Source organism: Vibrio sp. KUL70, assembly GCF_059725515.1.
The window spans coordinates 482,672-508,478 of record NZ_AP045835.1 but is presented as its reverse complement, the minus strand read 5'-3'; the positions used below and the strand labels follow the sequence as shown (position 1 = coordinate 508,478).

The 25,807-nt window shown below is 44.2% G+C and carries 24 protein-coding genes and 1 riboswitch; of the genes, 13 read left to right on the top strand and 11 right to left on the bottom strand.

The window, feature by feature from the left end:
• Positions 1-144 precede the first annotated feature (144 nt).
• The 5 genes from AC6I7V_RS16345 to phnE (AC6I7V_RS16325) all read left to right on the top strand — a co-directional run bounded on the left by AC6I7V_RS16345 (position 145) and on the right by phnE (AC6I7V_RS16325) (position 5,160).
• Positions 145-1,365 (top strand): glycerophosphodiester phosphodiesterase family protein, encoded by a 1,221-nt coding sequence (locus tag AC6I7V_RS16345; RefSeq protein ID WP_255232423.1) that lies wholly within the window; start codon positions 145-147, stop codon positions 1,363-1,365.
• Positions 1,366-1,645: 280 nt separating this feature from the next.
• Complete coding sequence (gene phnD, locus AC6I7V_RS16340) at positions 1,646-2,686, top strand: phosphate/phosphite/phosphonate ABC transporter substrate-binding protein (RefSeq protein WP_261883997.1); 1,041 nt, start codon at positions 1,646-1,648, stop codon at positions 2,684-2,686.
• A gap of 106 nt (positions 2,687-2,792) precedes the next feature.
• Positions 2,793-3,563, top strand: a complete 771-nt coding sequence (phnC, locus tag AC6I7V_RS16335) for a phosphonate ABC transporter ATP-binding protein (protein WP_152470206.1) — start codon at positions 2,793-2,795, stop codon at positions 3,561-3,563.
• Positions 3,551-4,357, top strand: a complete 807-nt coding sequence (gene phnE, locus AC6I7V_RS16330; protein ID WP_152470207.1) for a phosphonate ABC transporter, permease protein PhnE — start codon at positions 3,551-3,553, stop codon at positions 4,355-4,357. Before phnC ends, phnE (AC6I7V_RS16330) begins: the two co-directional genes overlap by 13 nt.
• Positions 4,357-5,160, top strand: coding sequence for a phosphonate ABC transporter, permease protein PhnE (gene phnE / locus AC6I7V_RS16325; RefSeq protein WP_255232425.1), 804 nt, complete (start codon positions 4,357-4,359; stop codon positions 5,158-5,160). The genes phnE (AC6I7V_RS16330) and phnE (AC6I7V_RS16325) overlap by 1 nt, the downstream gene beginning before the upstream one ends.
• A 195-nt stretch (positions 5,161-5,355) precedes the next feature.
• On the opposite strand, the gene AC6I7V_RS16320 is transcribed toward phnE (AC6I7V_RS16325), so the two are convergent.
• The 3 genes from AC6I7V_RS16320 to glgC form a co-directional block, all read right to left on the bottom strand.
• Positions 5,356-5,511 (bottom strand): DUF3012 domain-containing protein, encoded by a 156-nt coding sequence (locus tag AC6I7V_RS16320; RefSeq protein WP_150868545.1) that lies wholly within the window; start codon positions 5,509-5,511, stop codon positions 5,356-5,358.
• A gap of 374 nt (positions 5,512-5,885) precedes the next feature.
• Complete coding sequence (gene hpf / locus AC6I7V_RS16315) at positions 5,886-6,242, bottom strand: ribosome hibernation-promoting factor, HPF/YfiA family (protein WP_032553431.1); 357 nt, start codon at positions 6,240-6,242, stop codon at positions 5,886-5,888.
• 445 nt (positions 6,243-6,687) lie between these two features.
• Positions 6,688-7,905 (bottom strand): glucose-1-phosphate adenylyltransferase, encoded by a 1,218-nt coding sequence (glgC, locus tag AC6I7V_RS16310; protein WP_372063608.1) that lies wholly within the window; start codon positions 7,903-7,905, stop codon positions 6,688-6,690.
• Between the two features lie 398 nt (positions 7,906-8,303).
• Here glgC and ompW point away from each other — a divergent pair, with 398 nt between their 5' ends.
• The 5 genes from ompW to AC6I7V_RS16285 all read left to right on the top strand — a co-directional run bounded on the left by ompW (position 8,304) and on the right by AC6I7V_RS16285 (position 15,501).
• Complete coding sequence (ompW, locus tag AC6I7V_RS16305) at positions 8,304-8,933, top strand: outer membrane protein OmpW (RefSeq protein ID WP_255232427.1); 630 nt, start codon at positions 8,304-8,306, stop codon at positions 8,931-8,933.
• 397 nt (positions 8,934-9,330) lie between these two features.
• Entirely contained in the window at positions 9,331-10,263 is a 933-nt protein-coding gene (locus AC6I7V_RS16300) for a TAXI family TRAP transporter solute-binding subunit (protein WP_261883994.1), read from the top strand.
• A 74-nt stretch (positions 10,264-10,337) separates the two neighbouring features.
• Positions 10,338-12,251, top strand: a complete 1,914-nt coding sequence (locus AC6I7V_RS16295) for a TRAP transporter permease (RefSeq protein ID WP_498012268.1) — start codon at positions 10,338-10,340, stop codon at positions 12,249-12,251.
• Positions 12,252-12,682: 431 nt separating this feature from the next.
• Complete coding sequence (locus AC6I7V_RS16290; protein WP_498012267.1) at positions 12,683-14,386, top strand: AMP-binding protein; 1,704 nt, start codon at positions 12,683-12,685, stop codon at positions 14,384-14,386.
• A gap of 146 nt (positions 14,387-14,532) precedes the next feature.
• Positions 14,533-15,501, top strand: a complete 969-nt coding sequence (locus AC6I7V_RS16285; RefSeq protein ID WP_255232430.1) for a sensor domain-containing diguanylate cyclase — start codon at positions 14,533-14,535, stop codon at positions 15,499-15,501.
• Between the two features lie 85 nt (positions 15,502-15,586).
• On the opposite strand, the gene AC6I7V_RS16280 is transcribed toward AC6I7V_RS16285, so the two are convergent.
• Positions 15,587-16,306: an SDR family oxidoreductase gene (locus AC6I7V_RS16280; protein WP_032553424.1), complete on the bottom strand. Its 720-nt coding sequence runs from the start codon at positions 16,304-16,306 to the stop codon at positions 15,587-15,589.
• Positions 16,307-16,505: 199 nt separating this feature from the next.
• On the opposite strand from AC6I7V_RS16280, the gene AC6I7V_RS16275 reads away from it, so the two are divergent.
• The gene (locus tag AC6I7V_RS16275) at positions 16,506-17,411 is read left to right on the top strand and encodes a LysR family transcriptional regulator (RefSeq protein WP_498012266.1); all 906 of its coding nucleotides are present in this window, start codon (positions 16,506-16,508) and stop codon (positions 17,409-17,411) included.
• A gap of 246 nt (positions 17,412-17,657) precedes the next feature.
• Here the strand turns inward: AC6I7V_RS16275 and AC6I7V_RS16270 are convergent, their stop codons facing one another.
• The 5 genes from AC6I7V_RS16270 to AC6I7V_RS16250 all read right to left on the bottom strand — a co-directional run bounded on the left by AC6I7V_RS16270 (position 17,658) and on the right by AC6I7V_RS16250 (position 22,395).
• Positions 17,658-18,485, bottom strand: coding sequence for a hypothetical protein (locus AC6I7V_RS16270; protein WP_498012265.1), 828 nt, complete (start codon positions 18,483-18,485; stop codon positions 17,658-17,660).
• A gap of 251 nt (positions 18,486-18,736) precedes the next feature.
• A complete protein-coding gene (gene ribB / locus AC6I7V_RS16265; protein ID WP_150868561.1) occupies positions 18,737-19,393 on the bottom strand; it encodes a 3,4-dihydroxy-2-butanone-4-phosphate synthase in 657 nt (218 codons plus the stop codon).
• 311 nt (positions 19,394-19,704) lie between these two features.
• A riboswitch (FMN riboswitch) is annotated at positions 19,705-19,871 on the bottom strand.
• 186 nt (positions 19,872-20,057) lie between these two features.
• Entirely contained in the window at positions 20,058-20,783 is a 726-nt protein-coding gene (locus tag AC6I7V_RS16260) for a sulfite exporter TauE/SafE family protein (protein WP_255232433.1), read from the bottom strand.
• Positions 20,784-20,937: 154 nt separating this feature from the next.
• Positions 20,938-22,158 carry an MFS transporter gene (locus AC6I7V_RS16255; RefSeq protein WP_255232434.1) on the bottom strand — a complete coding sequence of 407 codons (1,221 nt, stop codon included), beginning with the start codon at positions 22,156-22,158 and terminating at the stop codon, positions 20,938-20,940.
• Between the two features lie 15 nt (positions 22,159-22,173).
• A complete protein-coding gene (locus AC6I7V_RS16250; protein ID WP_255232435.1) occupies positions 22,174-22,395 on the bottom strand; it encodes a hypothetical protein in 222 nt (73 codons plus the stop codon).
• 352 nt (positions 22,396-22,747) lie between these two features.
• Here AC6I7V_RS16250 and AC6I7V_RS16245 point away from each other — a divergent pair, with 352 nt between their 5' ends.
• Positions 22,748-23,368, top strand: a complete 621-nt coding sequence (locus AC6I7V_RS16245) for a YitT family protein (RefSeq protein ID WP_498012264.1) — start codon at positions 22,748-22,750, stop codon at positions 23,366-23,368.
• A gap of 104 nt (positions 23,369-23,472) precedes the next feature.
• Here AC6I7V_RS16245 and AC6I7V_RS16240 read toward each other — a convergent pair whose 3' ends face one another.
• Both AC6I7V_RS16240 and trmY read right to left on the bottom strand, forming a co-directional pair.
• A complete protein-coding gene (locus tag AC6I7V_RS16240; RefSeq protein WP_255232437.1) occupies positions 23,473-23,784 on the bottom strand; it encodes an ArsR/SmtB family transcription factor in 312 nt (103 codons plus the stop codon).
• A 156-nt stretch (positions 23,785-23,940) separates the two neighbouring features.
• Entirely contained in the window at positions 23,941-24,540 is a 600-nt protein-coding gene (gene trmY, locus AC6I7V_RS16235) for a tRNA (pseudouridine(54)-N(1))-methyltransferase TrmY (protein WP_255232438.1), read from the bottom strand.
• A gap of 244 nt (positions 24,541-24,784) precedes the next feature.
• Between trmY and AC6I7V_RS16230 the strand changes: the two genes are divergently transcribed.
• On the top strand, positions 24,785-25,309 hold the full coding sequence (locus AC6I7V_RS16230; RefSeq protein ID WP_498012263.1) for a DUF3087 family protein: 525 nt from the start codon (positions 24,785-24,787) through the stop codon (positions 25,307-25,309).
• Positions 25,310-25,807: the final 498 nt, after the last annotated feature.

The following is a 25,807-nucleotide window of genomic DNA, read 5'->3' as shown; positions in this document are numbered from 1 at the left end:
CATTATGGTTTAAGCCGCAGGCAGGTTATCAGTCTCTGTATTGCATCCGTATCTTTTATGAATGAGCGGGAGCGTGAAAAGTGGAGGCTGAATGGCCAAATTAAGGAAAGAAAAAATAATTGCTTGTTGCAAGGAGATACAAACATGAAGCAAATTCTGAAAGGTTCAATTGCTTTAATACTCGGCGTGAGTTCGATGACAGCATGGGCAGCACAAGAGTCTGCCAACCTTGGACCTCGTCCCCTCTTTTTAATCAACAATATGGACGAAGGACCGCTGAAAACTAAGCTATTGAGTTGTAGTGAAGGGCCTTTCCAGCGCAGTGACTTCTCTATTGGTCACCGTGGTGCACCAATGCAGTTCCCTGAACATACTAAAGAGTCTTATCTCGCTGCGATTCAAATGGGTGCTGGCATCTTGGAATGTGATGTGACCTTTACCAAAGACAAAGAGCTTGTCTGCCGTCACTCACAAAACGATTTGCACACCACGACGGACGTGTTGGCTCACCCAGAGCTTGCGAAGAAATGTACGGTCCCATTTAAACCAGCTAACCCTGCCACGGGTGAAGACGCTCAGGTGGAGTGTCGCACAACGGACTTTACCTTGGCGGAGTTTAAGACTCTTAAAGGGAAAATGGACGGTGCGAACCCTAAAGCAACCACGGTTGAAGAGTACATGAATGGCACGCCTGGCTGGAGAACTGATCTTTATAGCCAAAGCGGTACCTTGATGACTCATGCTGAGAGTGCAGCGCTGTTCAAGCAACATGGCGTGAAGGTGACACCAGAGCTGAAATCCGCAGCGGTAGAGATGCCATTCAATGGCTTTAGCCAAGAGATGTATGCTCAAAAGTTGGTGGATGAAGTTAAAGCGGCTGGATTTGATGCGTCTGAAGCGTACCTACAATCATTCAACTTGGATGACGTTAAATACTGGATCAAAGAAAACCCTAAGTTTGGTGAACAAGCGGTGTATCTGGACGACCGAGTGTATGAGCAAGCGGACTTTGTCGCTTCGATTGAGAACATGAAAGAGCTACAAAAAGCGGGTGTAAACATCATCGCACCGCCGTTGTTTGCTCTAGTTGAGCTTGATAAAGACAACCAAATCGTTGCGTCTGACTACGCTAAACTGGCGAAGCAAGCTGACTTAGACATCATTGCTTGGACACTTGAGCGTTCAGGTCCACTGACACAAGGTGGTGGTTGGTATTACCAAAGCGTCAAGCAAGGCATCAACAACGATGGCGATATGATGAAGATGCTAGACGTACTAGCGCAAGACGTTGAAGTGTTGGGTGTATTCAGTGACTGGCCTGCGACAACAACGTACTACGCTAACTGCATGGCACCAAAAGCCTAAGTGAGCTGGTGAGATGGGCGGTATGAAGTGAGCTGCCTGTCTCTATGATTGGACAATCTCAATCTGTTTATTAAGAGCCTTCAGGCTCTTTTTTTGGCTTGATAAGTGTGGGACAAAAGTGACCCAAATTCATATTAATAGCTTGGACACAAATGACTCAAATCTAATCACTTAAAATGAGATTTGTTTTAAGTTATTGAAAATAAATAAAATAATAATTGGCACAAAGGGTGCAATAAGAGGTTCGACCCTCAACAAAAAGTAAAAGTAAGGTTTGAATATGAAAATCAGTGTTAAAGGACTGTTAATCGCTAGTTCCCTACTACTTCCTTCAATGGCTATGGCAAACGACTGCTCTAACCGTGGTGTGCTAGACGATCGATACTGTGATGAAAACCAAGATTTAGTGGCTGACTCGCCTAAAAATCCAGATGAGTGGAACGACCCGAGTACGCTCGTGTTTACCTACACTCCCGTAGAAGACCCAGCTTTGTATAAAGATGCATTTGCTGATTTCCAAGCGCACCTAAGTAAGATCACAGGCAAGCGCGTAATTTACTACACAGTGCACTCAAACTCTGCACAAGTGGAAGCTATGCGTTCTGGTCGTCTTCACGTTGCGGGTTTCTCAACAGGTCCTACGGGCTACGCGGTTAACTTAGCGGGTTATGTACCAATCGCAGTGAAGGGCGATGAGTCAGGCTTCCAAGGTTACAACCTAATCACTATCGTGCGTAAAGATAGTGGCATCAAGACGATGGCTGATCTGAAAGGCAAAAAGGTTGCGCATACTTCTGCGTCATCAAACTCTGGCAACCTTGCACCACGTGCACTTTTCCCTGCAAAAGGCTTAGTACCAGACCAAGACTACAAGGTGCTTTACTCGGGCAAGCATGACCAATCTATTTTGGGTGTATACAACGGAGACTACGATGCAGCACCTGTCGCATCGGATGTTTACGACCGCATGGTTGCAGCAGGGCGTGTGGATGCGTCTGAGCTTAAAATTATCTACCGCAGCCCACGTTTCCCAACATCAGCATTTGGCTACGCTTACAACCTGAAACCAGAGCTTGTTGACAAGATTAACGAAGCTTTCTTTAGCTATCGTTTTACACCGGAAATGAGCGCAGCATTCAAAGGCGCTGATCGTTTCTCTCCTATCTCTTACAAAGAAGAGTGGGGCGTGATTCGTGACATTGCTCATGCAACCGGTACTGCTTACACCAAAGCGGGTCTGAAAAAGCTTGCGGAAAAAGATGCGGCGAAACGCGCGAAGAAAAAAGCAGCTGAGCTCGCGAAACAAGCAAACAGTCAGTAACTCCTCTCTAATACCCTTTTCACTTATTCGCTGAATAAGTTGTTTTAAGTCGATGCCCTCACGGGTAGGGCATCGCTCATTTTAAATTTGCACAAGGAAACGCAGTATGGCCGTAGCTAGCTATGACGGAATTAAGATCAACGACCTGTATCACGAATACGTAGCAGGAAAGCCGATCCTTAAAGGAATTAACATCGATATCGATGAACCTGGGATCATCGCCATCATTGGCCCATCAGGTACGGGTAAAAGTACACTGCTTCGTTGCATCAACCGTCTAAATGATCCAAGTAAAGGTGAGATTATCTTTGATGGTTCTGACCTGACAAAACTGCAGGGACAAGCGTTGCGTAAACAGCGTCGTCACATCGGTATGGTTTTTCAAGAGTACAACTTAGTAGAGCGATTGACTGTTATTGAGAACGTATTGAGTGGCCGCTTAGGTTATATGACGGCTTGGAATGCGTGGCGTCGTAACTACTCTTCACAGGATCTTGCAAAAGCCTTCGAACTACTAGAATTTGTTGGCCTTCAAGATTTCGCTAATCAGCGTGCAGACAGCTTATCTGGTGGTCAAAGACAGCGTGTGGGTATCGCTCGTGCTGTTATGCAAGACCCATACATCTTATTGGCTGATGAACCAACGTCATCTCTTGACCCTAAAACAGCGGTAGAAATCATGGAATTGATGGAAACCTTCGCACAGCAGAAAAATATCCCTGTACTGGTTAACATTCACGATGTGAGCCTAGCGAAGCGTTATGCGAAACGCATCATCGGTATGTGTAACGGCAAGGTGCATTACGATGGCAGCCCTGAAGGTATCTCAGAAGATGACCTTAAGATCATCTACGGAGGTGAGTCATGGCTGGATTAACGACAAACTCATCGACATCGCAGACTCAATATCAGAATCCGTTTAAGGCATCGTGGACAAACCGTGCGATTGTCGTGGCGATCGTCGCTTATCTTTTCTATAGCTTTTCGACCTTGGGTTTGACCTTTGACCGACTAATTATCGGTTTTGGCGAGAGTGAGCGTTTACTATCGCGCATGTTTCCGCCCGATTTTTCACGCACTAACTTACTGTTAAGTGGGTTGGCAGAGAGCTTGCAGATAGCGATTATTTCGAGCTTCTTCGGCATCGTTATTTCTCTATTCTTGGGCTTGTTAGCTGCGAGAAACATGATGCCATCGATTGTATCAACGCCAATTCGCGGCTTTATCGCGCTATGTCGCTCTTTCCACCCAGTCATCATTGCGATTCTATTCGTAAAAGCCGTGGGTTTCGGCGCATTGGCGGGGATCCTGACTCTCGTCTTCGCTTCCATTGGCTTCATTGCCAAGTTGTTCGCAGAAGCGATTGAAGAGATCTCTTTCAAACCAGTCGAAGCCATTAAAGCGACTGGGGCAAGCTTTGTGAGTGTGATTCTGTATGCGGTAATGCCGCAAGTGTTCACTCGCTTTATCGGCTTCGCTAGCTACCAGCTCGACTCGAACCTACGTAACTCGACCATGGTTGGTATCGTTGGTGCGGGTGGTCTGGGTGGCACACTGTTCTCGGCATTCCAGCGCTTCGATTACGACTTTGTAGCGGCTATTTTGATCACCATTATCGCTTTGATTCTTGTAGGTGAGTTTCTTTCCAACATTGTTAGGAGAATTTTCTGATGACAACAGCATCTATTGATAGAGAGTGGCAGCGATTTACTCCTAATGAACGCATCGCTCGATTTGCCATTTATCTGAGTTTGGTGAGCGCGATTGTGTGGTCTTGGCAAACAGTGGAAGTGATTCCTGAGTTTTTGTATGACGCGCCTGCGCAGTTCGCGGATATGTTTCAACGCATGCTGCCGATGGATTATGGGTTTTATCCAACCACCATTCATGACGCGATGATCGAGACGCTGCACATCGCAACGCTCGGTACGCTGTTTACTCTGATCTTTGCGATACCTTTAGCGCTGTTGAATGCGCCAAATATTACGCCAAACAAAAGCTTGAATTGGATTGCTCAGTTCTTTCTAGTGTCTTCACGCTCAGTGAACTCACTGGTTTGGGCTCTGCTATTCATCGCCCTGTTTGGCCCCGGTGTTCTTGCAGGCATTATGGCAATTGCCGTCCGCAGTGTAGGCTTTGTAGGGAAGCTGTTAGCGGAAGCCATTGCCGAAGTGAACATGGGGCCAATTGAAGCCTTACGTGCAACTGGCGCGTCTTGGATGAGTGTTTTACTAAAAGGTTATTGGCCACAAATCATGCCCGCTTTCTACTCGATTGTTCTGTTCCGTTGGGATATTAACGTTCGTGAATCCGCCGTACTTGGCTTAGTTGGTGCCGGTGGTATCGGTGTGGTACTGAATGATGCTCAAAACTTATTTGAGTGGCAGAAGGTATCAATGGTACTGGTGAGCATTTTTGCGGTCGTGATCATCGCGGAAGCAGTCGTGATTCATATTCGTAACAAACTGATTTAATCACATATTCCCCCAAGTAAAACTGTGTGATGATTGAGAGCTTTGTCTAGTTTTTTTGAAGCTCAAACGACCCTAGGAGTCTCGGTCTACCTAGGGTCGTTTTTTTAGATTCATTCTCAGCGCATCAGTTTAGCACAGATGGATTTAATCGAGCGCGATAAGCTTTCCTATAAGCGGTTATCTTGGTTGTATGGACTAGAATACGCAGTGCTTAGCAAAGTCTCCGGCTTCGTTTGCGGTCCAGTCGCCTTTTGGTTTCTCTTTCATATCGGTACACCAAGCTTCACTGCCGACCTCTGTACAGGCCATCAGTTGGCTTGCTAAGAAAAGTACAAGTGCGATTTTTTTCATCATAAACATCCTTTATTGCATTGCTCCATAACGATAGTGGATTTCATACTACTTGCAATTCATGACTCACCCAATACTTTGTATGATTTAATACCAATCACAGTAAATAGGTGAACAAAAATAGCGTAGGAAAAAGGCTTGAGAACAAGGCAGCTTTTCTGCAACAGAGAGTTTCGATAAGTAGTTATTCTACAATCAAAAATTCTAACGCAGTTATCGAGCATTTTAACAAGCTAGGGTGAGCAATTATTTACTACGATTGGTATAAAGATATAGGGTTACTTTCGTTCCCGATCAAAAAAGCCAGCGCGTTGGCTGGCTCGTAGTATTCTGTTTTTCTTACCAATCCACCTTATAAGATAGAAGGGTACGAGTTAAACTAGCTTCATCTCTTGAATGATGTCAGATGCGATTTCTGGCTTGGTGCTGGTCGGTTTAGCGTGAAGGTCAGCTTTCAGTTGCCCTTTTCTGTTACTCAGACCTGCTTCTAGTTTCTTGATTGCTGCTGCTACGGCAGGATACATAATATCGTCTGTCGCTTTGGCTGTTACACGTACACCTTCGTAATTTGTGAACACCTCAACTTGATGTTGGTTGTGCTCTTTTGTGATGATGATGTCGCAGCTGATCAGTGATGGAAAGTGGTTAGCAATCTTATCGAACTTGCCTTCGATGTCTTTGCGTGAGTCGTCGTTAATTGATACGTGATGTGTTTGAACGTTTACTTTCATAAATCATACCTTTCCAATGACTGTGTCATTTAAACGTAGCAAACATCCGTTAGATTAACCAACAGCGGAAATACACATGTGTGATTGAGTTCAGTGTTATCAAATAATCTGCTGTTTGGCTCTTGAAACTCACCAAAACAGTGCGCATATTATGTCTCGTGATTTTGATACATGTTTAATTTCGCACCATGTATGACGAATTACTCTATGCTGCCTCTGATTCGCAGTAAATTGTTCCCTTCAGACAACCCTCTCCAACATTAGCCACTTTTTGTACAAATGCGTACTGAGATCTTGCTTTGGGTTCGGAAACTGCTAATCAACCTCACATCTGTTGATGTGCCCTTTAGTTTAGCGCTTTACTCTAATGGTTTTGATTTGACAAATAAAAGGCAGCGTCATGGCTGCCATTTTTGCTTATTTAAGTTCCGTTTACAGCATTAAATCAGTCAAATCGGTATGAGGAAGGAACCACAATCACGCCCTCTTTTGATATATGAAACCGCTCAGCATCGGCTTTGCTATCGACACCAATCACGGTTCCGGCGGGCACCTTGACATGCTTGTCTATAATGCAGTTCTGGATGTGACAGTTTTTTCCAATCTTCACATTTTCAAACAGGATGCTATCGATAACAATGGCGGCATTCTCGACTTTTACCTTTGGGAAGAAAATAGAGTTTTGAGCTGACCCGCCCTCTATCACCACACCATTCGCAATCATTGAGTTAATAAAGATACCTTGATTACCCTCGACGGAAGCAATGGTTCGAGCTGGGGGAAGTTGCTGATCATAGGTTCGAATCGCCCAATCAGGTTGATAAAGGTCGATAGGGGAGACAGGTTTAAGTAGATCCATGTTGGATTGATAGTAGGAGTCAATGGTACCGACATCTCTCCAGTAAGCGTCTTGTGTGACTCGACCCTCTTCGCTGCCAAATTTATACGCATAAACACTTTGGTTGTTCACCAATTTCGGGATGATATCCTTACCAAAGTCATGGCTAGAGTTTGGATCTTCAGCGTCATCTAATAGAGCGCGCGTGAGTACCTCTTTATCAAAGATGTAGATCCCCATTGACGCCATGCTTCTCGTCGGCCTACCCGGTACACAGGCTGGATACCTTGGTTTTTCGGTAAAGTTCTGGATCTGATGAGATTCGTCAATCTCCATCACCCCAAACTCTTTCGCTTCGTCAATCGACACTTCCATACACGCTACCGTGAGATCGGCCTCGGTCTGCTTGTGCTGTTTTAACATCGGTGCATAGTCCATGCGGTAAATGTGATCACCAGATAGCACCACAACGTGTTTTGCTTCACTGCGGGAGAGTAGATACAAGTTCTGATATATGGCATCTGCCGTACCACTGTACCAACTGTCTCCAGTGCGCATTTGAGGAGGAACATTGGTGATGAACTCGCCAAGCTCTGGGTTGAGTACCGACCAGCCATCACGTAGGTGTTTTTGTAGAGAGTGCGATTTGTACTGCGTCAACACCAGTATTTGTCGCAAACCAGAATGTAAACAGTTTGCTAACGTGAAGTCGATAATTCGATATTTGCCGCCGAACGGGACTGCGGGCTTTGCGCGATTATCTGTTAGTGGGGAAAGCCTAGAACCTACGCCGCCTGCGAGGACGATAGTTAGAGTGTCTTGCATGTCAGAACCTCAATGTATTTATGATTATGCCAAAACCGTTGCAAGCATTGAGCCATACTTAAGTCTTTGAATTATAGTGGTGAATATGACTTTCTAAGGCTGAGTGCACCAATACGAAACAGGTGATGGTGATAAGGCATATTTTTGCACCAGTATTGTGCATTGCCTTATCTGGCAGGTTTGATTAACAAAGTGATGCACGGAAAAGTTGCATTACAAAAGTGTCAATAAATTGAGTGAATAGAGTGATCGGGGTTAAATAAATTTATATAAATAATCACAACTTTTCACAAATTGATTTCCATCAATAACGTAGGGTTATTGTGTGATACCTTGCACGCAAAATAAGAAATGATTACTTACTCATCAATTAGTAAGCCCTACAAAAGGAAATAATAATGAAAAAAACAGTATGTGGTATTGCAGTACTTTCAGCCCTTATGTCTGCTAACGTTCTTGCTCACAGCGAAGGCGATTTCATCGTTCGTGTTGGAGCGGCAACGGTATCTCCAAACGAGAGCAGTGGTGCTGTAGCTGGCAGCTCAAACATCGAGTTTGGTGTTGATTCGGATACTCAGCTTGGTCTAACGCTTGGTTACATGTTTACTGATAACATCAGCTTTGAAGTTCTAGCAGCTACACCGTTCTCCCACAATATTTCTGCGACTGGTCTTGGTGAAATTGCAGATACTAAGCACCTTCCACCAACATTCATGGTTCAATACTACTTCGGTACTGCAGAGAGCGATTTCCGCCCTTACGTGGGTGCGGGTATCAACTACACAGTATTCTTCGATGAAGGTTCTAAAATTGCTGGCCTAAGCGATGTATCTCTAGATGACTCTTGGGGTCTTGCCGCGAACGTTGGTATGGACTACATGATCAACGATGACTGGTTCCTAAACGCTTCTGTATGGTACGCAGATATTGATACGACTGCGAAATACAACTTAGGTGGTACAAATTACTCTACGGACGTAGATATCGACCCATGGGTATTTATGATCGGTGGTGGTTACAATTTCTAATTTGACGCTCTTTTAAGTCGTTCTAATTAGTCCATCGCTTTAATTTTAAGCGCTCAAGCACCAGCCAGCTTGGGCGTTTTTTTGTTTGGGCGCTACTGAATATCTAGTTCACAGAGCTATCAATTTAACCTTTCTACGGCGCTCTATCATGCAAGTCGTTAGTAGTTGCCACTCTAATTCATGGAAAGTACACGGAAAGGCGCCTGTCAAACTCATCGAATTTAATATCTGTTCTTTTATTTGATAAGTGATCAATTTAACACTTGCTTCACATTTGCACTGTATTTTATTGCACAAAATTTGGTCGAAGAGTAATGTTTTAAACGGTTCAATAAACGAAAAGTTAATAAAACCTGTAGCTAGGTTTAGATCTAATTACGGTTTAATAATCAAGGAGATGATTGTGCTTAAACGTAATTTATTAGTGGCTTTATTCGCGATTCTGCCTGCAATGGCAAGTGCCGAAAACTACTCAATCGGTACCGGTGGTCAAAGTGGTATCTACTATCCATTCGGTGGTGCCCTGGCTAAGGTTTGGTCTGAAAATGTGCCAGATGTGAATGCCAAAGCAGAAGTCACCGCGGCTTCGGTCGAGAACACCATTAAGGTAGTGCGTGGCGATATGATCGCAGGTATCGCTATGGGTAACGTTGTTCTAGACGCATACAACGGCGAAGGTAAGTTCCCGAAAAAAATGCCAGTGAAAACACTGTTTGCTCTATATCCAAACCTAGTGCACACCATCACTCTTAAAGATTCGGGTATTGACTCTCTATCACAACTAAAAGGTAAGCGTGTTTCTCTAGGTGCTCCTGCAAGTGGCACGGCGGTAACGTCGGCAGCGCTGCTAGAGTCAATGGGCATTGACGTTAAAAAAGACATCGATGCGGTTTACCTAAACTACTCAGAAACCACCAACGCACTGGCGAATGGTCAAATTGACGTTGGTTTTATTGTTGGTGGTCAAGGCGTAGGTGCGGTGACTCAGATCGCTCTTACTCATGATATTAAAGTGCTATCTATCTCTGAGGAAGAGAGCGCAAACTTCATGAAGCAGTACCCAGCTTACAGTGCATATGACATCCCAGCGGGCGTTTACAATAAGGTTGATCCTGTATCAACGCTAAGCGTGTGGAACGTGTTGGTGGTTAACGCGAACATGAGCGATGACATGGCGTACAACCTAACTAAGGCTGCCTTTGAGAACATTGGCGACATTCGTAAAGTGGTGAAAATGGCAGAAATGACAACACCAGAGAATGCATCTCGACTACAAGGTGTACCACTACACGCTGGTGCTCAAAAGTACCTAGATTCTGTTAGTAAGTAACCGATCTACCTCAGGGTAAGTGATCTCTCACTTACCCTTTTTTATCAATTCGTTCTTATCCAGCAGGCATTAATATGGATATTACCCCTGATAATCAACACCCTTCTTCACAACCGCTTCCGTATGAAAAATTGGTCAATGCTACGGGCTACCTGACACTGGTTGTTGCGGTGGCATTGTCTGTTTTTCAAATTTGGCAGGGTGTTAGCTCAACCATTTCCGCGACCTATTTCAGACCTATCCACTTATGTTGGGTGTTGGTATTGATCTTTCTTCACTATCCATTGATCGCCAATCGGGAGAACAAATTCTTTGTGGTCGGTAAGCTGATCGATGTGATCTTGTGTGGTGTGGTGGTCTTTGCAGGATACCGCTTGTGGATCTTCGATTACAATGACATTAACCATCTATTCTACGGCCTTCAGTTTGCCGACATGTTTGCAGGTTGTACTTTATTAGCACTGTTATTGGAAGGGTGTCGACGCACCGTAGGTTGGGTGATGGTGTTCATTGCGGCTCTGTTTCTTGCATACAGTGCATTGGGCGACATGCTGCCAAGTGGTTTTGCGATTAAGGCATATAGCTTACAAGAGCTGATCCAGTTCCAGATTTATTCTGCGAATGGCGTATTTGGCTCGGCACTCGGTATTGCAGCGACAACGGTATTCATCTTCGTATTGTTTGGTGCGTTTCTTGAAGTCACAGGTGCGGGCAAGTTCTTTATCGATCTCGCATTCTCGATTGCAGGTAAATACCGTGGTGGTCCAGCTAAAGCGGCAGTATTGGCCTCGGCGGGCTTAGGTTCTATTTCAGGATCTGCGATTGCAAACACAGTGACGACAGGCTCTATCACCATTCCGATGATGAAGAAGCTTGGCTATAAACCAGAGCAAGCCGCAGGTATTGAAGCTGCTGCCTCAACTGGTGGGCAGATCATGCCACCTATTATGGGCGCGGGGGCGTTCGTGATGGCGCAGTTTACCGGTGTGCCTTACAGCGAAATCATGATCGCCTCTATTGCGCCAGCGATTCTCTACTTCTTCTGTACTCTGCTCTACGTTCACCTAATGGCGTGCAAACTGAACCTGCAAGCGGTAAGCAAGACCGAAGCGGTAATTGCAGTAATGAAAGATGGTGCGCATCACCTGATTCCGCTTATTCTTATTACAGCGCTGCTTATGATGGCGTATTCACCGCTTTTGGTGGGTGTTGCGGGTTGTAGTGCGATTCTAATGACGGCGGCACTTCGTAAGCACAGCCGTATCGGTTTGAAGAAGTTCATTGAAGGTATGAAGAATGGTGCGTTAATGGCGTTACCAATTTCTGCTGCTTGTGGTGCTGCTGGCATTATTGTTGGCGTAGTAGGGCAGACAGGTATCGGTCTTCAGTTCACCCAGTTTGTGATGGACTTTTCTGGCGGTTATATGCTTATCGCGCTGGGCTTAATCAGCTTGGTGGCGTTGGTGCTCGGAATGGGTCTCCCAGTTACGGCGGCATACATCGTACTTGCAGTTATGGCGGTACCAATGCTGACAGACTTTGGTTTGCCTCTGTTAACGGCTCACCTCATCGTATTCTGGTTGTCACAGACTTCTAACGTAACACCACCGATAGCACTTGCTGCCTTTGCTGGTGCAGGTGTTGCAAACGCGAATCCAATGAAGTCATCGGTAGAGGCATTTAAGCTTGCTGGTGGCCTGTTCATCATTCCAATCATGATGGCATACACTAATATCGTGAACCCGAACGATGGCATGCCAGCGCTACTATTCTCTATCGTTCAAACGCTGACGATCATTGTCGCCATCGCTATTGCGATTGAAGGTTATCTGATTCGCTCACTGAACATGGTAGAGCGTTTGGTGGCATTGCTCGCTATCCCGTTGTTACTCCTCAATCCATTCGGTTTAGGTCCTCTGGGTATCGTCATTATCATCGGCCTAATAGTGATTCAATGGCGCAGCCGTGAGGTTGCTCAACAAGCCTAACCTGTCTTGAAGTTATATAAATATGAGAAAGGGATCTGAATGTCAGATCCCTTTTTGTTTTTTCGGAATCGCACAAGAACCATCGTCTTGTTTTACCCCAGTTAATTATCTGATTTAGAGAAAACTGCTTCTTCATTAATTGTGACTATTTTCAGGCAACAAATGTACCCCGAGTTTTCCCATTAGTTTTATAGGTAAGCCAAGTAATTTATAAAACTGTCATTTCTTTAGCGGAATGTTGCTGTTGCATATCTCAGGTTGATTGTTGAATGTTAAATATTTGTTGATCAAATGTTGTTCAAAATTAATGTGGTCAGACCAAGTGGTGGTTAAATATCCATCTGATTTTGGAGAGCTTAAATTTATCGCAGTGCTGCGTTCTTGTTGAATTTAAGATCAGACACCTTTTAATAACTAAGGAAAGTTTAATTATGACAACTTATCGTACGCCGTTAGATCAGTTGAAAATTAATGTTAAAAAGCACCCCGACAAAGTGTGGCTGCACCAACCTGTTGAACGAGAGTGGCATACCTATACGTGGCTTGAGGCAGATATTACAGCTCGGAAAGTCGCAAAAGGTTTGCTCGATTGTGGGCTCATCGAAGGGGACAAAGTCTCGATCATCGCTAAAAATTCGGCAGAGTGGTACATATGTGACTTAGCGATAATGATGGCTGGCTTAGTTAGTGTCCCGATTTACCCTACAGCAAGTTCAGACAACATAAAGTACGTATTGGAACATAGTGGCGCTAAAGCGATGTTTATTGGCAAGCTTGATGATTCCATAGAGCTTAGTAAAGCTATACCTGAATCGTTAGTTACCATAGCAATGCCTAGCGCTAAAGTCGACTGTAAGCTTGATTGGCATGCTTGGTTGTCGATGTTAACGCCACTTGAAAATATTAACTCCCCTAGCCTTAACGATACTTTTTCGATCATCTACACCTCTGGAAGCACTGGTTTGGCAAAGGGAGTTGAACTTAGCTATTTAAACGTTGCGTCGTCGGCAACATCTGGCAGTGAGATATTTTTTCAACCAGGGGAAACTCGCGTTATGTCTTACCTGCCATTAGCTCATATCACTGAGCGTTGTGTGGTAGAGCTTCCATCGATTTATAATCCCGCTGAAGTATTCTTTACTGAATCAATTGATACCTTCATTGAAGATGTTAAATATGCTCGTCCAACGGCTTTCCTTTCCGTACCAAGACTATGGACCAAGTTCCAGTCTAAGATCTTAGCTAAGATGCCTAATAACCGTTTACAGCTGCTACTAAAAATCCCGTTTATTGGCCAAATTGTCGCGCGTAAAATACGTGAAAACCTAGGACTTCAAGACACGGTTTTATTTGGATCTGGTAGTGCACCTATTTCCCCAGAAGTGCTCCTGTGGTTCCACAAGATCGGTATTAGTATCGGCGAAGGTTGGGGGATGACAGAAACGTCAGGCCTATCGTGCAGCAATGTCCCTTTTGATTTCGAGCACCTTGGAACAATTGGAACGCCTCAACCGTGTGTAGAAATGAAATTGTCTGAAGAAGGTGAAGTTCTGATCAAAGGGGATGCTGTCTTTTCGGGATATTACGCAAATGATGAAGCCACCAAAGCCGCTTTTGAAGAGGGTTGGTTTAAGACGGGCGATAAAGCTGAGCTTAATGCTGATGGCTCATGGCGAATTATTGGACGAGTAAAAGAACAGTTTAAGACGAGTAAAGGAAAGTACGTTTCACCTGTTCCCATTGAAAGCAGCTTAGGTAGGAATCCAGATATTGAGCAAGTATGCGTCATGGGGATTGGTCGAAAACAGCCGATTGCATTAGTTGTTTTAGGTGAAGGCACACCTAGTACCGCAGCCCATGTTCGAAAAGAACTGAAAGCTACCTTAAAGAAAGTAAACAGAGAATTAGAAGCCCATGAAAGACTCGATCACCTGATTGTTGTAGAACAGCCATGGAGTATTGAGAATGGTTTGCTAACACCTACGCTGAAACTCAAAAGGGACCAAATTGAACAACGTTATGAACACTTACTTAACTTGAATTTGCCTTATGACGTGATCATTGAAAGTAAATTGACAGATAAAGATAAGCCTTCAAATACTGCATACTCCAAGCGAGTGTCCGTAAACGCATAATTCGTTCAACAAGCCTAACCTGTCTTAGCTCTATATAAATACGAGAAAGAGATCTGAATGTTCAGATCTCTTTTTTTGTTGTAATTCCAGATTTCTCTACTCTTTGATTTTGGGCTATTATTTTCTTGATAATACGAAGGATACGTATGACGGAGAAAATGGACATCTCTCTACCCAATGACTTCTTTGAATCGGTCTTAAATTCACTTCTTGAGCAAATCGCGATTATTGATGGCTCAGGACGCATTGTGTTTGTTAATCAGAGTTGGAAAGACTTTGGTGCAGAGAACGACGGCGATAAAGAGATTGTTTGGGAAGGCACCAATTATCTCGCTTGCTGTAGCTCATCAAGCGAAGATGGTGAACCGTCAGTAAAAACGGGGATCGAAAATGTGATCTCTGGAAAGACTCCCAACTTCTTGCACGAATACCCTTGTCATAGCCCAGATACGCAGCGATGGTTCTTAATGAGAGTCACTCCTTTAACCAAAAGCCACCTTCCTTACTTCGTAATTACCCATCAAAACATTACCGATAGAAAACAAGCTGAAATCATGGTGACGTTAGCGTCAGAGAAAGATCCGTTAACCGGTATTGCGAATCGCAGAAAGTTCGATTTGTTTGCTAACGAGCATTGGATGATTAATCTAAGAGAGTCCTCTCTAGTGTCGATCATCATGATTGATATCGATTTCTTCAAAAAGATTAACGACAGCTGTGGTCATACATTCGGTGATCAATGCTTAGTTAAAGTCGCGAATGTGTTGGAACAGGCGTGCCGACGACCAACCGATTTGTGTGCGAGGTATGGCGGTGAGGAGTTCATTGTGTTCTTGGGGAATACCTCGCAGCAAGGTGCAAGAGAAGTCGCTGAGTGGATCATCTTTAATCTTCGTAACATGAAGTTATTCGAAGATGTCGACATAGATATGCCGTACCTAAGCGTCAGTATTGGCATAACTACAAGCACCCCAGATGGCGGTACCCGGCTACGTGATGTGATTCATGAAGCAGACGACTGTCTGTACCAAGCGAAACGCAATGGTAGAGACAGGATAGAGAGCAGTTTTGATGGGGATACAAAAACGTGTTTTCAGCAAACAAACCGCAAATAAAAAGGGACCTGTAATCTATTCCTAATTACAGGCCCCTTCTTTATTCAACGTCAATTATGACGTGATGTTTGTTGTCGCGTGAAGCTTATGGCTCTTGCTTAGTTGGTGCTAGAGCGATTTCACGGATACATACGTTTTGTGGTTGCTGGTAAGCGAATGATACTGCGCGAGCAATGTCGTCAGCTGCTAGTACGCCACCCATTTGCTCTTTCCACTCCCCGTAACCATCTTTGATCTCTTGAGATGTTGTGTGAGAAAGAAGTTCAGTTTCTACAGCGCCTGGTGCAATTGTTGTTACACGAACGTTTGCTGCAGCCACTTCTTCACGTACGTTTTCAGAGATAGCGTGTACAGCGAACTTAGTACCACAGTAAGCGGCGTGGTTAGGGAACGTTTTCTTACCCGCAATTGAGCTGATGTTGATGATTGTGCCGCTGTTACGCTCTTTCATTGGTGCAAGAACAGCTTGCATGCCGTTTAGAAGGCCAAGCACGTTCACATCGAACATACGTTTCCACTCAGATGCGTCTTGAGTATCGATTTGGCCTAGAAGCATTGCGCCAGCGTTGTTGATTAGTGCGTCAACAGGGCCGAACTTCTCTTCACCTTGTGCAATCGCAGCTTCGAATGATGCTTGGTCAGTTACGTCTACTTTTACTGCTAGAGAGTTTGGTAGGTTTAGCGCTTCAAGACGGTCAATACGACGAGCCAAAAGCAGCAGAGGGTGACCTTCATCGCTTAGACGACGAGCGATTGCTTCACCAATACCTGAACTAGCACCTGTGATTACGATTAGTTTTTTCATGTTTATTTCCTCTGTACCTTTATGTCGTCGTGTCACGACGTATTGTCTAAGTGCATTTGAAACAAGGCGTTATTAACGTGTTTCGTTGCGATGGAGGTATATTAAGGAAAACTGCATTGTTGATATATAGCGCTTTACTTGAAACACTGTTGTCATACTGCAACAATAAAAGCATCTTTGTTCTGACTTAATGACGACTATGCTCAATCAAATTAACCTGTCTGATATTCGTTCATTTGTTCTCATTGCGCGCTTAGGCAATTTCACTAAAGCGGCAGAAGAGTTAGATGTCTCTCGTTCTCATGTCTCTCGTCAAGTAAGCAGTCTAGAAAAGCAGATGGGCGTGACCTTATTCATTCGTACTACTCGAACTCTGCGCCTAACCCATGCTGGTGAAGAGCTTTACCAACGCTGCGAGCAAGCCTTAGATAATATAGACCAAGCCTTGATTGCTGCTGTTGATGATGTTGAAGAAGTGCGTGGTGATATCAAAGTGAACTGCGTTGGTGGGTATCTTGGTGAGGTGATCATTGCTGACCTTGTGAATGAGTTCATGCAGCTTTATCCAGATATCAGTATCAGTTTAGATTTCAGTAGCCACCGTGTGGATCTTATTGAAGACGCTTTTGACATCGCCTTTCGCATGGGGAGTTTGGAAGATGCAGGCTTTATCGCCCGTAAGCTACTCGATATCGAAATGGGTACACTTGCCAGCCCAGGGTATTTTGAGCGCAAAGGCAAACCGGTTCACCCAAAAGAGCTCACGCAGCATGATTGTTTAACGGGATCGGTTCGTAGATGGAGCTTCCAAGCTTTGGAAGACAGTAAGAAAACCGTCGATGTTCATGTGAATGGGCGTTTGCAGTGCAAGAATGGCAGAGTGTTAGTTCAAGGGGCGATGGCGGGCAACGGTATTATTCGTGTGCCTACTATTTACTGTTTGGAAGAGCTGAATAACCAGCAGCTAGTTCAAGTGTTTGATGAATGGGTTGTACCGAGCGTGGATTTTTCTGCGATTTATCATCGCGATCGCTATCAGCCGAGCCGAATCCGCACCTTTATAGACTTTGTTAAGACTCGTTTTGAAGAGATGTCGGTGAGTTAGGGCTAGCGCGGGTTTAGTAACTGCCAGTTGTGCGTCAGTTCATTGATTTTTTGGCCGACACTTGGTCGCAGGATATTGTTCGACCGAGTTAGTTTGTCGCCATGCTCGTTAGTTGCTCTGCGTATTTATTATTCGCCAAAAACAAAAATCCGATACCAAAAGTGATATCGGATACGAACTCAATGTGGGGAGTTCTACAGGACGACGACTTTGAATGTGCTGCCTTTACACGGAAACGTGTACACCTTAATGGTCGTCTGCCAGCCTCAATGAAATCTCTGGAAGGGGTAGATAAAGCGTCTCAGTCATTCGAGACAGTATCTGGTCATACACTTGAGCGATAATGGTGGAGATATCGCTAGTCAACTCGTACATCGCTGTGGCTGTAATCGCACGTTGTTCACTGTCATGAATGTCGGCAAGTGTTTGCAAAGCACGCGCTCCCGTCGGAGAGCCTATACTCAAAGGACAGATCAATGCTAGTCGGTTTAAATGTCTACGAATTTGGTCGGCATAGAACTTAGCGCGTAGAAATTCATCTTGTTTGTCCATATCTGGGATACACATCCTTAGCTTAGTCAGTGTCTCCATAGCATCTAAAACTTGTAGCCACTCCATGTGGTAATCATCGACTAGCTCAGTCTGCTCTGAATCCGTCAACCAAGTGATCATCAATTCATCCATTAACAACATATTGTGACGAATGGTTTTACCATGAATGAACTGGTTTCTTACCAAGCTTCGCGTTTGCCAATCGTTATGCATTGCCTTGATTTTGAGCTGATAAATACGGTACATCGGGCGTCCATCAAATGGGCTCTTTTGAATAAGCCTGTTAGATGCGGTCATCATGGATTGATACAGCGTGTTCACACGTTGTACCGATTCAGTCGACAGCTTACAGGTCAGCGCATAGTGAGTCGCCGCGCGGTGTTTTCTCGAGAGCTGCAACAGCTCTCGAAGCAAGACTAAGGTTTCAAATTTTTGGTCGTTAGACTTTTGACGTTTCTGTGAATAGTGAAACAGAGCATAGACTGAAGCCAAAACCACGATAGTTGAAATAAGCATAAACATAACGCACTCCTTGCATGTGAATACCTCCTTAGTGGTATGCGCTAAACGTGCCAGAATGAAAAGTTATTAATATTCAGTTGGTTAGGTTTTTATGTGTATGCGAGGCTGTCTAACTTGGTGCAATTTAGCCCTAAAATAGGGAGAGCTTGATGAGATATATTTGGATATCAATGAAATAGGTGGTCGTTATAAACGAAAAAGCCCCGCTCACAGAGCAGGACTTGAATTGATCTTTAAACGTGTTGTTTTGTTTATGCCAGTTTTAGGTCGAATTGATTACGGTAAGCAACCATGTCTTCGATAGTCAATACAGGCATGTTGTGCAGTTTACCAAAAGCAACGATCTCTGGCGTTTTCGCCATTGTGCCGTCTGGGTTAGTCACTTCACATAGTACGCCTGCAGAAGGCAGACCAGCCATTTGCATCAGGTCAACGGTACCTTCAGTGTGACCACGACGAGCCAAAACACCACCTTTACGAGCGCGCAGTGGGAATACGTGACCTGGGCGCGCTAAGTCACTTGGTTTTGCACTTGGGTTAGCGGCAGTTTTGATCGTGGTTACGCGGTCAGCTGCAGAAACGCCAGTTGTTACACCCACTTTCGCTTCGATAGTCACTGTGAAAGCGGTTTGGTTAGCACTGTTGTTATCAACAACCATTGGCGGTAGGTCAAGTTGGTTTGCTTGTTCATCAGTTAGGCACAAGCAAACTATACCACTACATTCGCGGATCATCAGCGCCATCTGCTCATTAGTTAGGTGTTCTACTGAGTAGATGATGTCGCCTTCGTTTTCACGATCTTCATCGTCTAGTAGAAGAACGCCGCGGCCTTCGCGTAGTGCTTGTAGTGCGTTTTCAACACGCTCGATTGGTTCGCCAAATTCGGCCAAAATTGAAGACTGATTCATGGTTTAACTCCTAAAATATCACCAGAATCAGGGCTTGTATGAGGGATGACAACCAAACGACGGCGCGACCTATCACTAATACCAATCGTAGTAAATAATTGCTCACCCTAGCTTGTTAAAATGCTCGATAACTGCGTTAGAATTTTTTGATTGTAGAATAACTACTTATCGAAAAATGCTGCCTTGTTCTCAAGCCTTTTTCCTGCGCTATTTTTGATCACTTACTTACTGTGATTGGTATAAGACAGCTCGTCGTTCGCATGGCTTTATCCAAAACGAAATACACCAACTCAATAGTATGAGTGGTGTGTTTCCATTCTCTCTCATCCGGACTATAACCGTCGGCTCTGGCATCTCACCAGATCTGCTGACCTCGACGAATCGAGCGCTCGCGGGCTTATCTATAGTTTTGCTAATTACATAGTGTTACTAAGGACATACCGCCGGTGGGGAATTTCGCCCCGCCCTGAGAATAAAAAATAAATTTGATTGGCTTTTGAGGTTGGTTTCAAAAGCACGGGAATGGTAATCCTTTCATGGGCATATGAAAAGGATAGCCCGCAAACTTTACGCAATTAGCAAACGGTTTGCTGATTAATTACCCGTTTTCGCAACATAAGTGTTCCGAGTTTGGGCTAAGTGACGTGCTTTACCTCTCGACAAGTCAACTCGCTAACCCTTGCCATATTGCTGTGACACCACTAATTGAGCAGAGCAAAAGTGCTCCTATTCGAATTTGTTCTTTAGGCAGAGTTTGTGTCGTCATCAACGCAAGTTTATAGCCTAACCAAGCAGCTGGGAGCAGTGGCAAGGTAATAACCAAATGATGCAACGTAAAAAAGCCAATTGGGATCTGAACAACCAGCGAGATAATTGAGCTGAATACGAAGAAGGCAGACAGATTACCGCGCAGTTGATTAGCATCTTGGTGTTGCAGTAATAGTGCCATTGGCGGACCACCAATGCCTGAACTGGTACCAAAGAAGCCAGAGAAGAATCCTGCAATGCCCATTTTCGCTGGTGTCGGCTCTAATCTGAATGGAAGTAGACTCACGATGACGGCAAACACAACCAGCAGGCCTAGCCATAAAGATAAGACACTGGTTGATACCATCACCAACAGTGCACCGCCTGCGAGTGAACCCGGAATTCGACCTAGCAGCGCCACCTTGAGACCACCAATCGAAATATTGCTGCGGTGCTTCATGGCATTGAAGATAGAGATAAACAAACCGACTAAACAGATTGGGGCAGGGACATAATCTGGTGAAACAAGAAATAGTAACGGAGCCGCGACAATAGCTAAGCCAAAACCGATAGCGGTTTGAACGAAAGAGCCAACAAAAATGAGTGCCATTGCGATAATGACTGTCTGATCGAACAGTTCCATGTGCTATCAATCTGCGAATTGGGTAAGAAGATAAATACTATAAATTAAATTAGCCTTGCCTGCCCCATTAAGTAGGCAAAATTTCTGTTAAAAGAGTAGCTTGTCGAGACGAATAGAAAAACGGCCACTCACTAAGAGTAGCCGTTTTCTTTCATTAAGCCATTGCCATCTTAAGACGCTCAATTGGCTTGTCATTAATTGGTAAATGGATAAGGGCAGCAGCAAAAGCCAGTACAACCGTCGACCACCAAATTGGTTCGTAAGAACCGTAGTAATCGTAGATTCGACCGCCAACCCAAGCCCCTAAGAAGCTACCTACTTGGTGAGTAAAGAAAACCAAGCCATACAGGGTAGATAGGTAACGCGCACCGAAGATCTGTCTTACTAGACCTGAGGTAAGTGGCACTGTACCCAACCAACAGAAACCAATCGCAGCACCAAAGATAGCTGCTGTAGATTCTGTCACTGGTAGAGTTACAAATGCGCCGATAACCACAGTTCGCACCAGATAAAGAGCCGACATCACATGACGCTTGCTGAACTTGTCACCCATTACGCCCCAAAAGTATGAGCCGAAGATGTTAAAGATACCGACATACGCAAGAGCCATTGCTGCGCTACTAGCGGGTAGATCTTTGTCCGCCAAGTAACTTGGTAAGTGAGTTGCAATAAACATCACGTGGAAACCACAAACAAAGAAGCCTGCGTGGATAAGCCAATATCCTTTGTGCGCAAAGGCTTCAGACAATGCTTGTTTCAGTGTCTGTGAATCTTCTGCATTAGCAGTTTGTGTTTTTGCGGCGTTTTTCGACTTAGGAGCTCGCATGAACAGAGCAAACGAAATCATCAAGCAGCATAGTAATGCGAATACTTGCATTGCCGACTGCCAATCAAACTCGTTAAGCATGTACTGCGCGCCGGGAATTACCGCGAACATACCAAATGAACCTGCAGCGGTTGTTAAACCAAAGGCTTTTGCAGCGTGTTCCGCTGGGACGACCTTTGCGACAGCACCAAGCACAATCACATAACTTGTAGCACTCAAACCTAAACCGATCAGCGCGCCGAGAGAGATGTATAGCATACTAGATTCGGTAGAGATGGAAGTAAGAAGCAAACCTAACCCATAAGCACATGCGCCCGCGATGATAATGCGTCGCGCGCCCCATTTGTCGGCAGCCATACCAACAAACGGCTGAAAAACACCAAACAAAAGGTTTTGAAGTGCGATAGCAAAGCTAAAGAACTCACGACCCGTGTTGAAGTGCTCGGAAATAGGCATCATGAAAATGCCGAACGATTGTCTGATCCCTAGACTGATGATTAATGTGCCGATCCCAAGCCATACCAGTAAGGGAAAGCGGAAAATACTCATTCTAATACTCTTAAATTAATGATGATGTGAGTGATGTGCAGACATGTCATGTTCACCCATGCCGTGATGGTGTTCGTGCCCAGAATGCTCATGCGCAGACTGCTGGTGGCACCCACTACTTACAGCGTGCTGAGCCAAAAGATCAATCAATGGTTGGCTATGATGAACCACCACTAAACTGATGACCAAAAACAGAGTCATTCTGGCGAGTTGGGCAAAAAGAGATTGTGAAAACATAAGGGTTTTACATGCGCTCAATGTTGTAAGAAGGCGCGCATCTTAAAGAGAGTATTAGTATGAGACAAATGACGATTTGTGATTCAATCTATGCGTTTCATGCATAGATAAGAGAGCGTTAAACTTGCTTAGTGAAATCGAGCCCTTAAGCCTGCCAGCTTGTTACATAGAGAAATACATAACGCATTGTAATCAATGACTATTTATTGGGTTGTAAACAAAACAGTACGATTTGAGTTACATTGATCACACTCTATAAACTCGACATATTCCTTAAAAATCGTGACCCTAATGCCGAAATCGCTTCAGGATGAGCGAGAAAAGTTTCGGAATTTAAGGGAGAGTCATCCAAATGGACAAAGATCATAACCTCAGAGAGAACCTACTTGCATTAACCTTAGGTAGTGCATTGGTGTCGCTCGGTGTTATCTTTTTCAATCAAGTAGGGTTGCTGACTGGTGGTACTGCAGGGTTAGCTATCTTCATTACCAAGATCACAGAGCTTAGCTTTGGTCAGGTTTTTTTCGCGCTTAACTTACCTTTTTATATTTTATCTGTTACCCGTATGGGCTGGCGCTTCACGATCAATACCTTTATTGCTGTCTCTATCGTTTCGTTCGCGGTTGATCATCTGTATCACGTTATTCAGATTGCAGAGATCAACAAGGTGTACGCAGCAATGCTTGGTGGCGGACTCATCGGTACAGGCATGCTAGTGATATTCAGACACAAGATGAGCTTAGGCGGCTTCAACATCTTGGCTTTATACCTTCAAGAACGTTTTGGTGTTCGCGCAGGTAAGGTGCAAATGGGCTTGGACTGTACTATTGTTATCCTGTCATTGTTTATCGTCGACATTTCTCTGATTCTTCTGTCGGTTGTAGGTGCGGTGGTAACCAATCTGATTTTGGCTATGAACCATAAGCCGGGTCGCTACCAACCAGTGGCGCCACAGCCTGCAAACAGTAATTAAACTGAACGCCGTAGACAAGAAAAAGCCAGCGATTGGAGTGAGCTACCCCAATCGCTGGCTTTTTTCGTTTTCTGTGCCTTTCTTTTAGGTGTATCTGCTTGAAGTTAACTACTTTGAGCGGACTCGCACTGCTCATTGACACAACATTCATCTTTTAAGAAGTCGATAACACCATCAAGGCATTCATACTCTGCGACACAGAAAAGTGTGCGTCCCTCACGTCTTTGGCTGATTAGTCCAGCGGATGCAAGGCTAGAGATATGGTGAGAAAGAGTGGAGCCCGGGATACCGAGCTCTTCTTGTAAGCCACCGACAGCGATACCGTGATGACCCGCTTTTACAACGGTTTTGTAGATAGATAGCCGAATAGGGTGGCCTAGCTCTTTCAGTGCTTTCGCTACAGTTTCCAAGTCCATGCTGGCTCCTTAAAATTTAATTCGATACTAATCGAAATGAAACTTCATATCAAACCACTACATGCAGTGTTGACTACGTCATTGCTCTGGAGTCCCAATTCAGCTCAACTAAGGGCTATGTTGTCCTGGGCTGCGCTCTTGATAAATTCAGTGGAATTAAAAACCGCGGATATCCAACTCGTTATTGATCAACACAACACATTGGGAAGCAAACAGCATGTTTGGGCCTAGACTGATTTTCTCTGTCCCTAAGCGTTTTAAGCTGTTGTAACTCTTCTTTGGCATTGGGATGTGGTCAGTCAATAAGAAGCAAGGATTTTCCGCAATCTCTGCATCGCGGATAAATTCGCCTTTCTTATCCATCATGTAAAGCTGGTGGTCTTCGGCCAATTCTTTTATTAGCTTCTCGAAACTGATAGTTCGAACGGTAATCCCCGGCTCAACCTGACGAGTCTCTTCTTTACCCATGCCTTGAGATGCATCAACAGCACGAACAACCGCGGCTAAGAGTGCGCTCTCGTGGAAACCACCAATATTCGTGATGGCGTTTGAATCTACGGTAATAGTACGAGAAAAGTCTTTGGTACTCTCCAACACAAGATGAACGGTAACATCTTCACGATGAGATTGAGCTACGAAGATGGTGTTCATCAACGTATGAGCCAATATTTCAGTATGGGCTTCTTGACCAACGCCTTCTAAAATCAACTTGCTTTCAGTTGGTGCTGCACGAGCACGCAATACGAATGAACGCATGAAATGTACCTTTCTAGTTATACGGAACGAATCGAGTTCTCTAAGCCCGTATCAATGATTAACTAACTTGTCGCGGTATGTAACTCCTTTCTCTAAGTTAAGTCAATTAACCAGAGCAGTTTTAAGTACCTTTATTGTTTTTATACGTAGTAAATAGATGACTAACACATTTAAACATCTAACCAGTTGAGAACGTGTTAGGAGAAATAGAGAATGGCCATCATCTGATATCAAGGAGTTATCAATGGAACTGCAGAAAATCAATAAAGAAGAATATAGAAAGAAGATGAACGTACTGCTAATTGGATTAGTAGCGTCTCTTGCGATTAGTGCGATTGGGTTCGGCACACTTTTGATTGAGCTGTTTGGTGTGAAGGAGAGTATTGCTGGCGAATCGACAGGTAACTTTCACTTAAACCTGTTTGGGGTCGTTCTGGCGATTGCGTTAAATGCCTTCATTGCATCGAAGATCAAAACCCATCCTTACCTTAATGAAGCCGTGTACGTTTGGAACTTAAAACAGATACACAATCAGATCTATCGAAAGTTAAAGAAGATAAAAGCGGCATCGGAATCAGGGAATCGAAATGCACTAACGATTCTTTTCTTCTATTACACGACACAGAAACAGGTATACGACTTAGATAACAACACACTAACGATAAGTTCTGTTAAAAGTGCGTTAGAAAATTTGGAGAAAGAGGCTGACCATTGGGGTATTGAACTGTCTTTGAATGATTTTGCCAAAGAAATGATTGCTGAATTTTAATCGTAAACGCCCATTTTGCTTGTCGAATAGACAATTTAAGCCTGTTTTGAATCAAAAGTAGCCATCTAAGCACTTTTTTCGATTTTTTATTAATAAAGGGGTTGCCAAGTTTTAGATGATCTCTATAATGCCGCCTCACTGACACGGCAGACGCCACAAGGCTTCAGCAGTAATCAGTAAGACGAAAATTCGAAAGAAATTAATTTTCAAAAAGTGTTTGACACTGAAGATTAAATCGCTAGAATGCACGTCCGCTTTGAGAGGTTTCTTTGTAAAAAGAAAGTTTCGATAAGCAAAAGCTCTTTAACAATTTAAACCTATCAATCTGTGTGGGCACTCGTTGATGAATATCACTAAGTTTGTTTTCGCTTTTAAAAGCAAAGGCAAACACGAAACTTCGGTTTCAACTTGATTTCAATGAACTGAGTGACCAATTAAGACTTCGGTCTTAGCACAGTCAATTCACAGTCACTATTCGTAAGCTTTTTGCTAAAACGA

Excerpts from the sequence above, each read along its gene's own strand:
- AC6I7V_RS16300 (WP_261883994.1), top strand. The coding sequence starts at position 9,331 with ATGATTGTGCTTAAACGTAATTTATTAGTGGCTTTATTCGCGATTCTG.
- ribB (WP_150868561.1), bottom strand. The coding sequence starts at position 19,393 with ATGAATCAGTCTTCAATTTTGGCCGAATTTGGCGAACCAATCGAGCGT.
- AC6I7V_RS16240 (WP_255232437.1), bottom strand. The coding sequence starts at position 23,784 with ATGGACTTGGAAACTGTAGCGAAAGCACTGAAAGAGCTAGGCCACCCT.
- AC6I7V_RS16345 (WP_255232423.1), top strand. The coding sequence starts at position 145 with ATGAAGCAAATTCTGAAAGGTTCAATTGCTTTAATACTCGGCGTGAGT.
- phnE (WP_152470207.1), top strand. The coding sequence starts at position 3,551 with ATGGCTGGATTAACGACAAACTCATCGACATCGCAGACTCAATATCAG.
- AC6I7V_RS16320 (WP_150868545.1), bottom strand. The coding sequence starts at position 5,511 with ATGAAAAAAATCGCACTTGTACTTTTCTTAGCAAGCCAACTGATGGCC.
- ompW (WP_255232427.1), top strand. The coding sequence starts at position 8,304 with ATGAAAAAAACAGTATGTGGTATTGCAGTACTTTCAGCCCTTATGTCT.
- AC6I7V_RS16230 (WP_498012263.1), top strand. The coding sequence starts at position 24,785 with ATGGAACTGCAGAAAATCAATAAAGAAGAATATAGAAAGAAGATGAAC.
- trmY (WP_255232438.1), bottom strand. The coding sequence starts at position 24,540 with ATGCGTTCATTCGTATTGCGTGCTCGTGCAGCACCAACTGAAAGCAAG.
- AC6I7V_RS16295 (WP_498012268.1), top strand. The coding sequence starts at position 10,338 with ATGGATATTACCCCTGATAATCAACACCCTTCTTCACAACCGCTTCCG.
- hpf (WP_032553431.1), bottom strand. The coding sequence starts at position 6,242 with ATGAAAGTAAACGTTCAAACACATCACGTATCAATTAACGACGACTCA.
- AC6I7V_RS16255 (WP_255232434.1), bottom strand. The coding sequence starts at position 22,158 with ATGAGTATTTTCCGCTTTCCCTTACTGGTATGGCTTGGGATCGGCACA.
- glgC (WP_372063608.1), bottom strand. The coding sequence starts at position 7,905 with ATGCAAGACACTCTAACTATCGTCCTCGCAGGCGGCGTAGGTTCTAGG.
- AC6I7V_RS16285 (WP_255232430.1), top strand. The coding sequence starts at position 14,533 with ATGACGGAGAAAATGGACATCTCTCTACCCAATGACTTCTTTGAATCG.
- phnD (WP_261883997.1), top strand. The coding sequence starts at position 1,646 with ATGAAAATCAGTGTTAAAGGACTGTTAATCGCTAGTTCCCTACTACTT.
- AC6I7V_RS16260 (WP_255232433.1), bottom strand. The coding sequence starts at position 20,783 with ATGGAACTGTTCGATCAGACAGTCATTATCGCAATGGCACTCATTTTT.
- AC6I7V_RS16275 (WP_498012266.1), top strand. The coding sequence starts at position 16,506 with ATGCTCAATCAAATTAACCTGTCTGATATTCGTTCATTTGTTCTCATT.
- AC6I7V_RS16270 (WP_498012265.1), bottom strand. The coding sequence starts at position 18,485 with ATGTTTATGCTTATTTCAACTATCGTGGTTTTGGCTTCAGTCTATGCT.
- phnC (WP_152470206.1), top strand. The coding sequence starts at position 2,793 with ATGGCCGTAGCTAGCTATGACGGAATTAAGATCAACGACCTGTATCAC.
- AC6I7V_RS16245 (WP_498012264.1), top strand. The coding sequence starts at position 22,748 with ATGGACAAAGATCATAACCTCAGAGAGAACCTACTTGCATTAACCTTA.
- AC6I7V_RS16290 (WP_498012267.1), top strand. The coding sequence starts at position 12,683 with ATGACAACTTATCGTACGCCGTTAGATCAGTTGAAAATTAATGTTAAA.
- phnE (WP_255232425.1), top strand. The coding sequence starts at position 4,357 with ATGACAACAGCATCTATTGATAGAGAGTGGCAGCGATTTACTCCTAAT.
- AC6I7V_RS16250 (WP_255232435.1), bottom strand. The coding sequence starts at position 22,395 with ATGTTTTCACAATCTCTTTTTGCCCAACTCGCCAGAATGACTCTGTTT.
- AC6I7V_RS16280 (WP_032553424.1), bottom strand. The coding sequence starts at position 16,306 with ATGAAAAAACTAATCGTAATCACAGGTGCTAGTTCAGGTATTGGTGAA.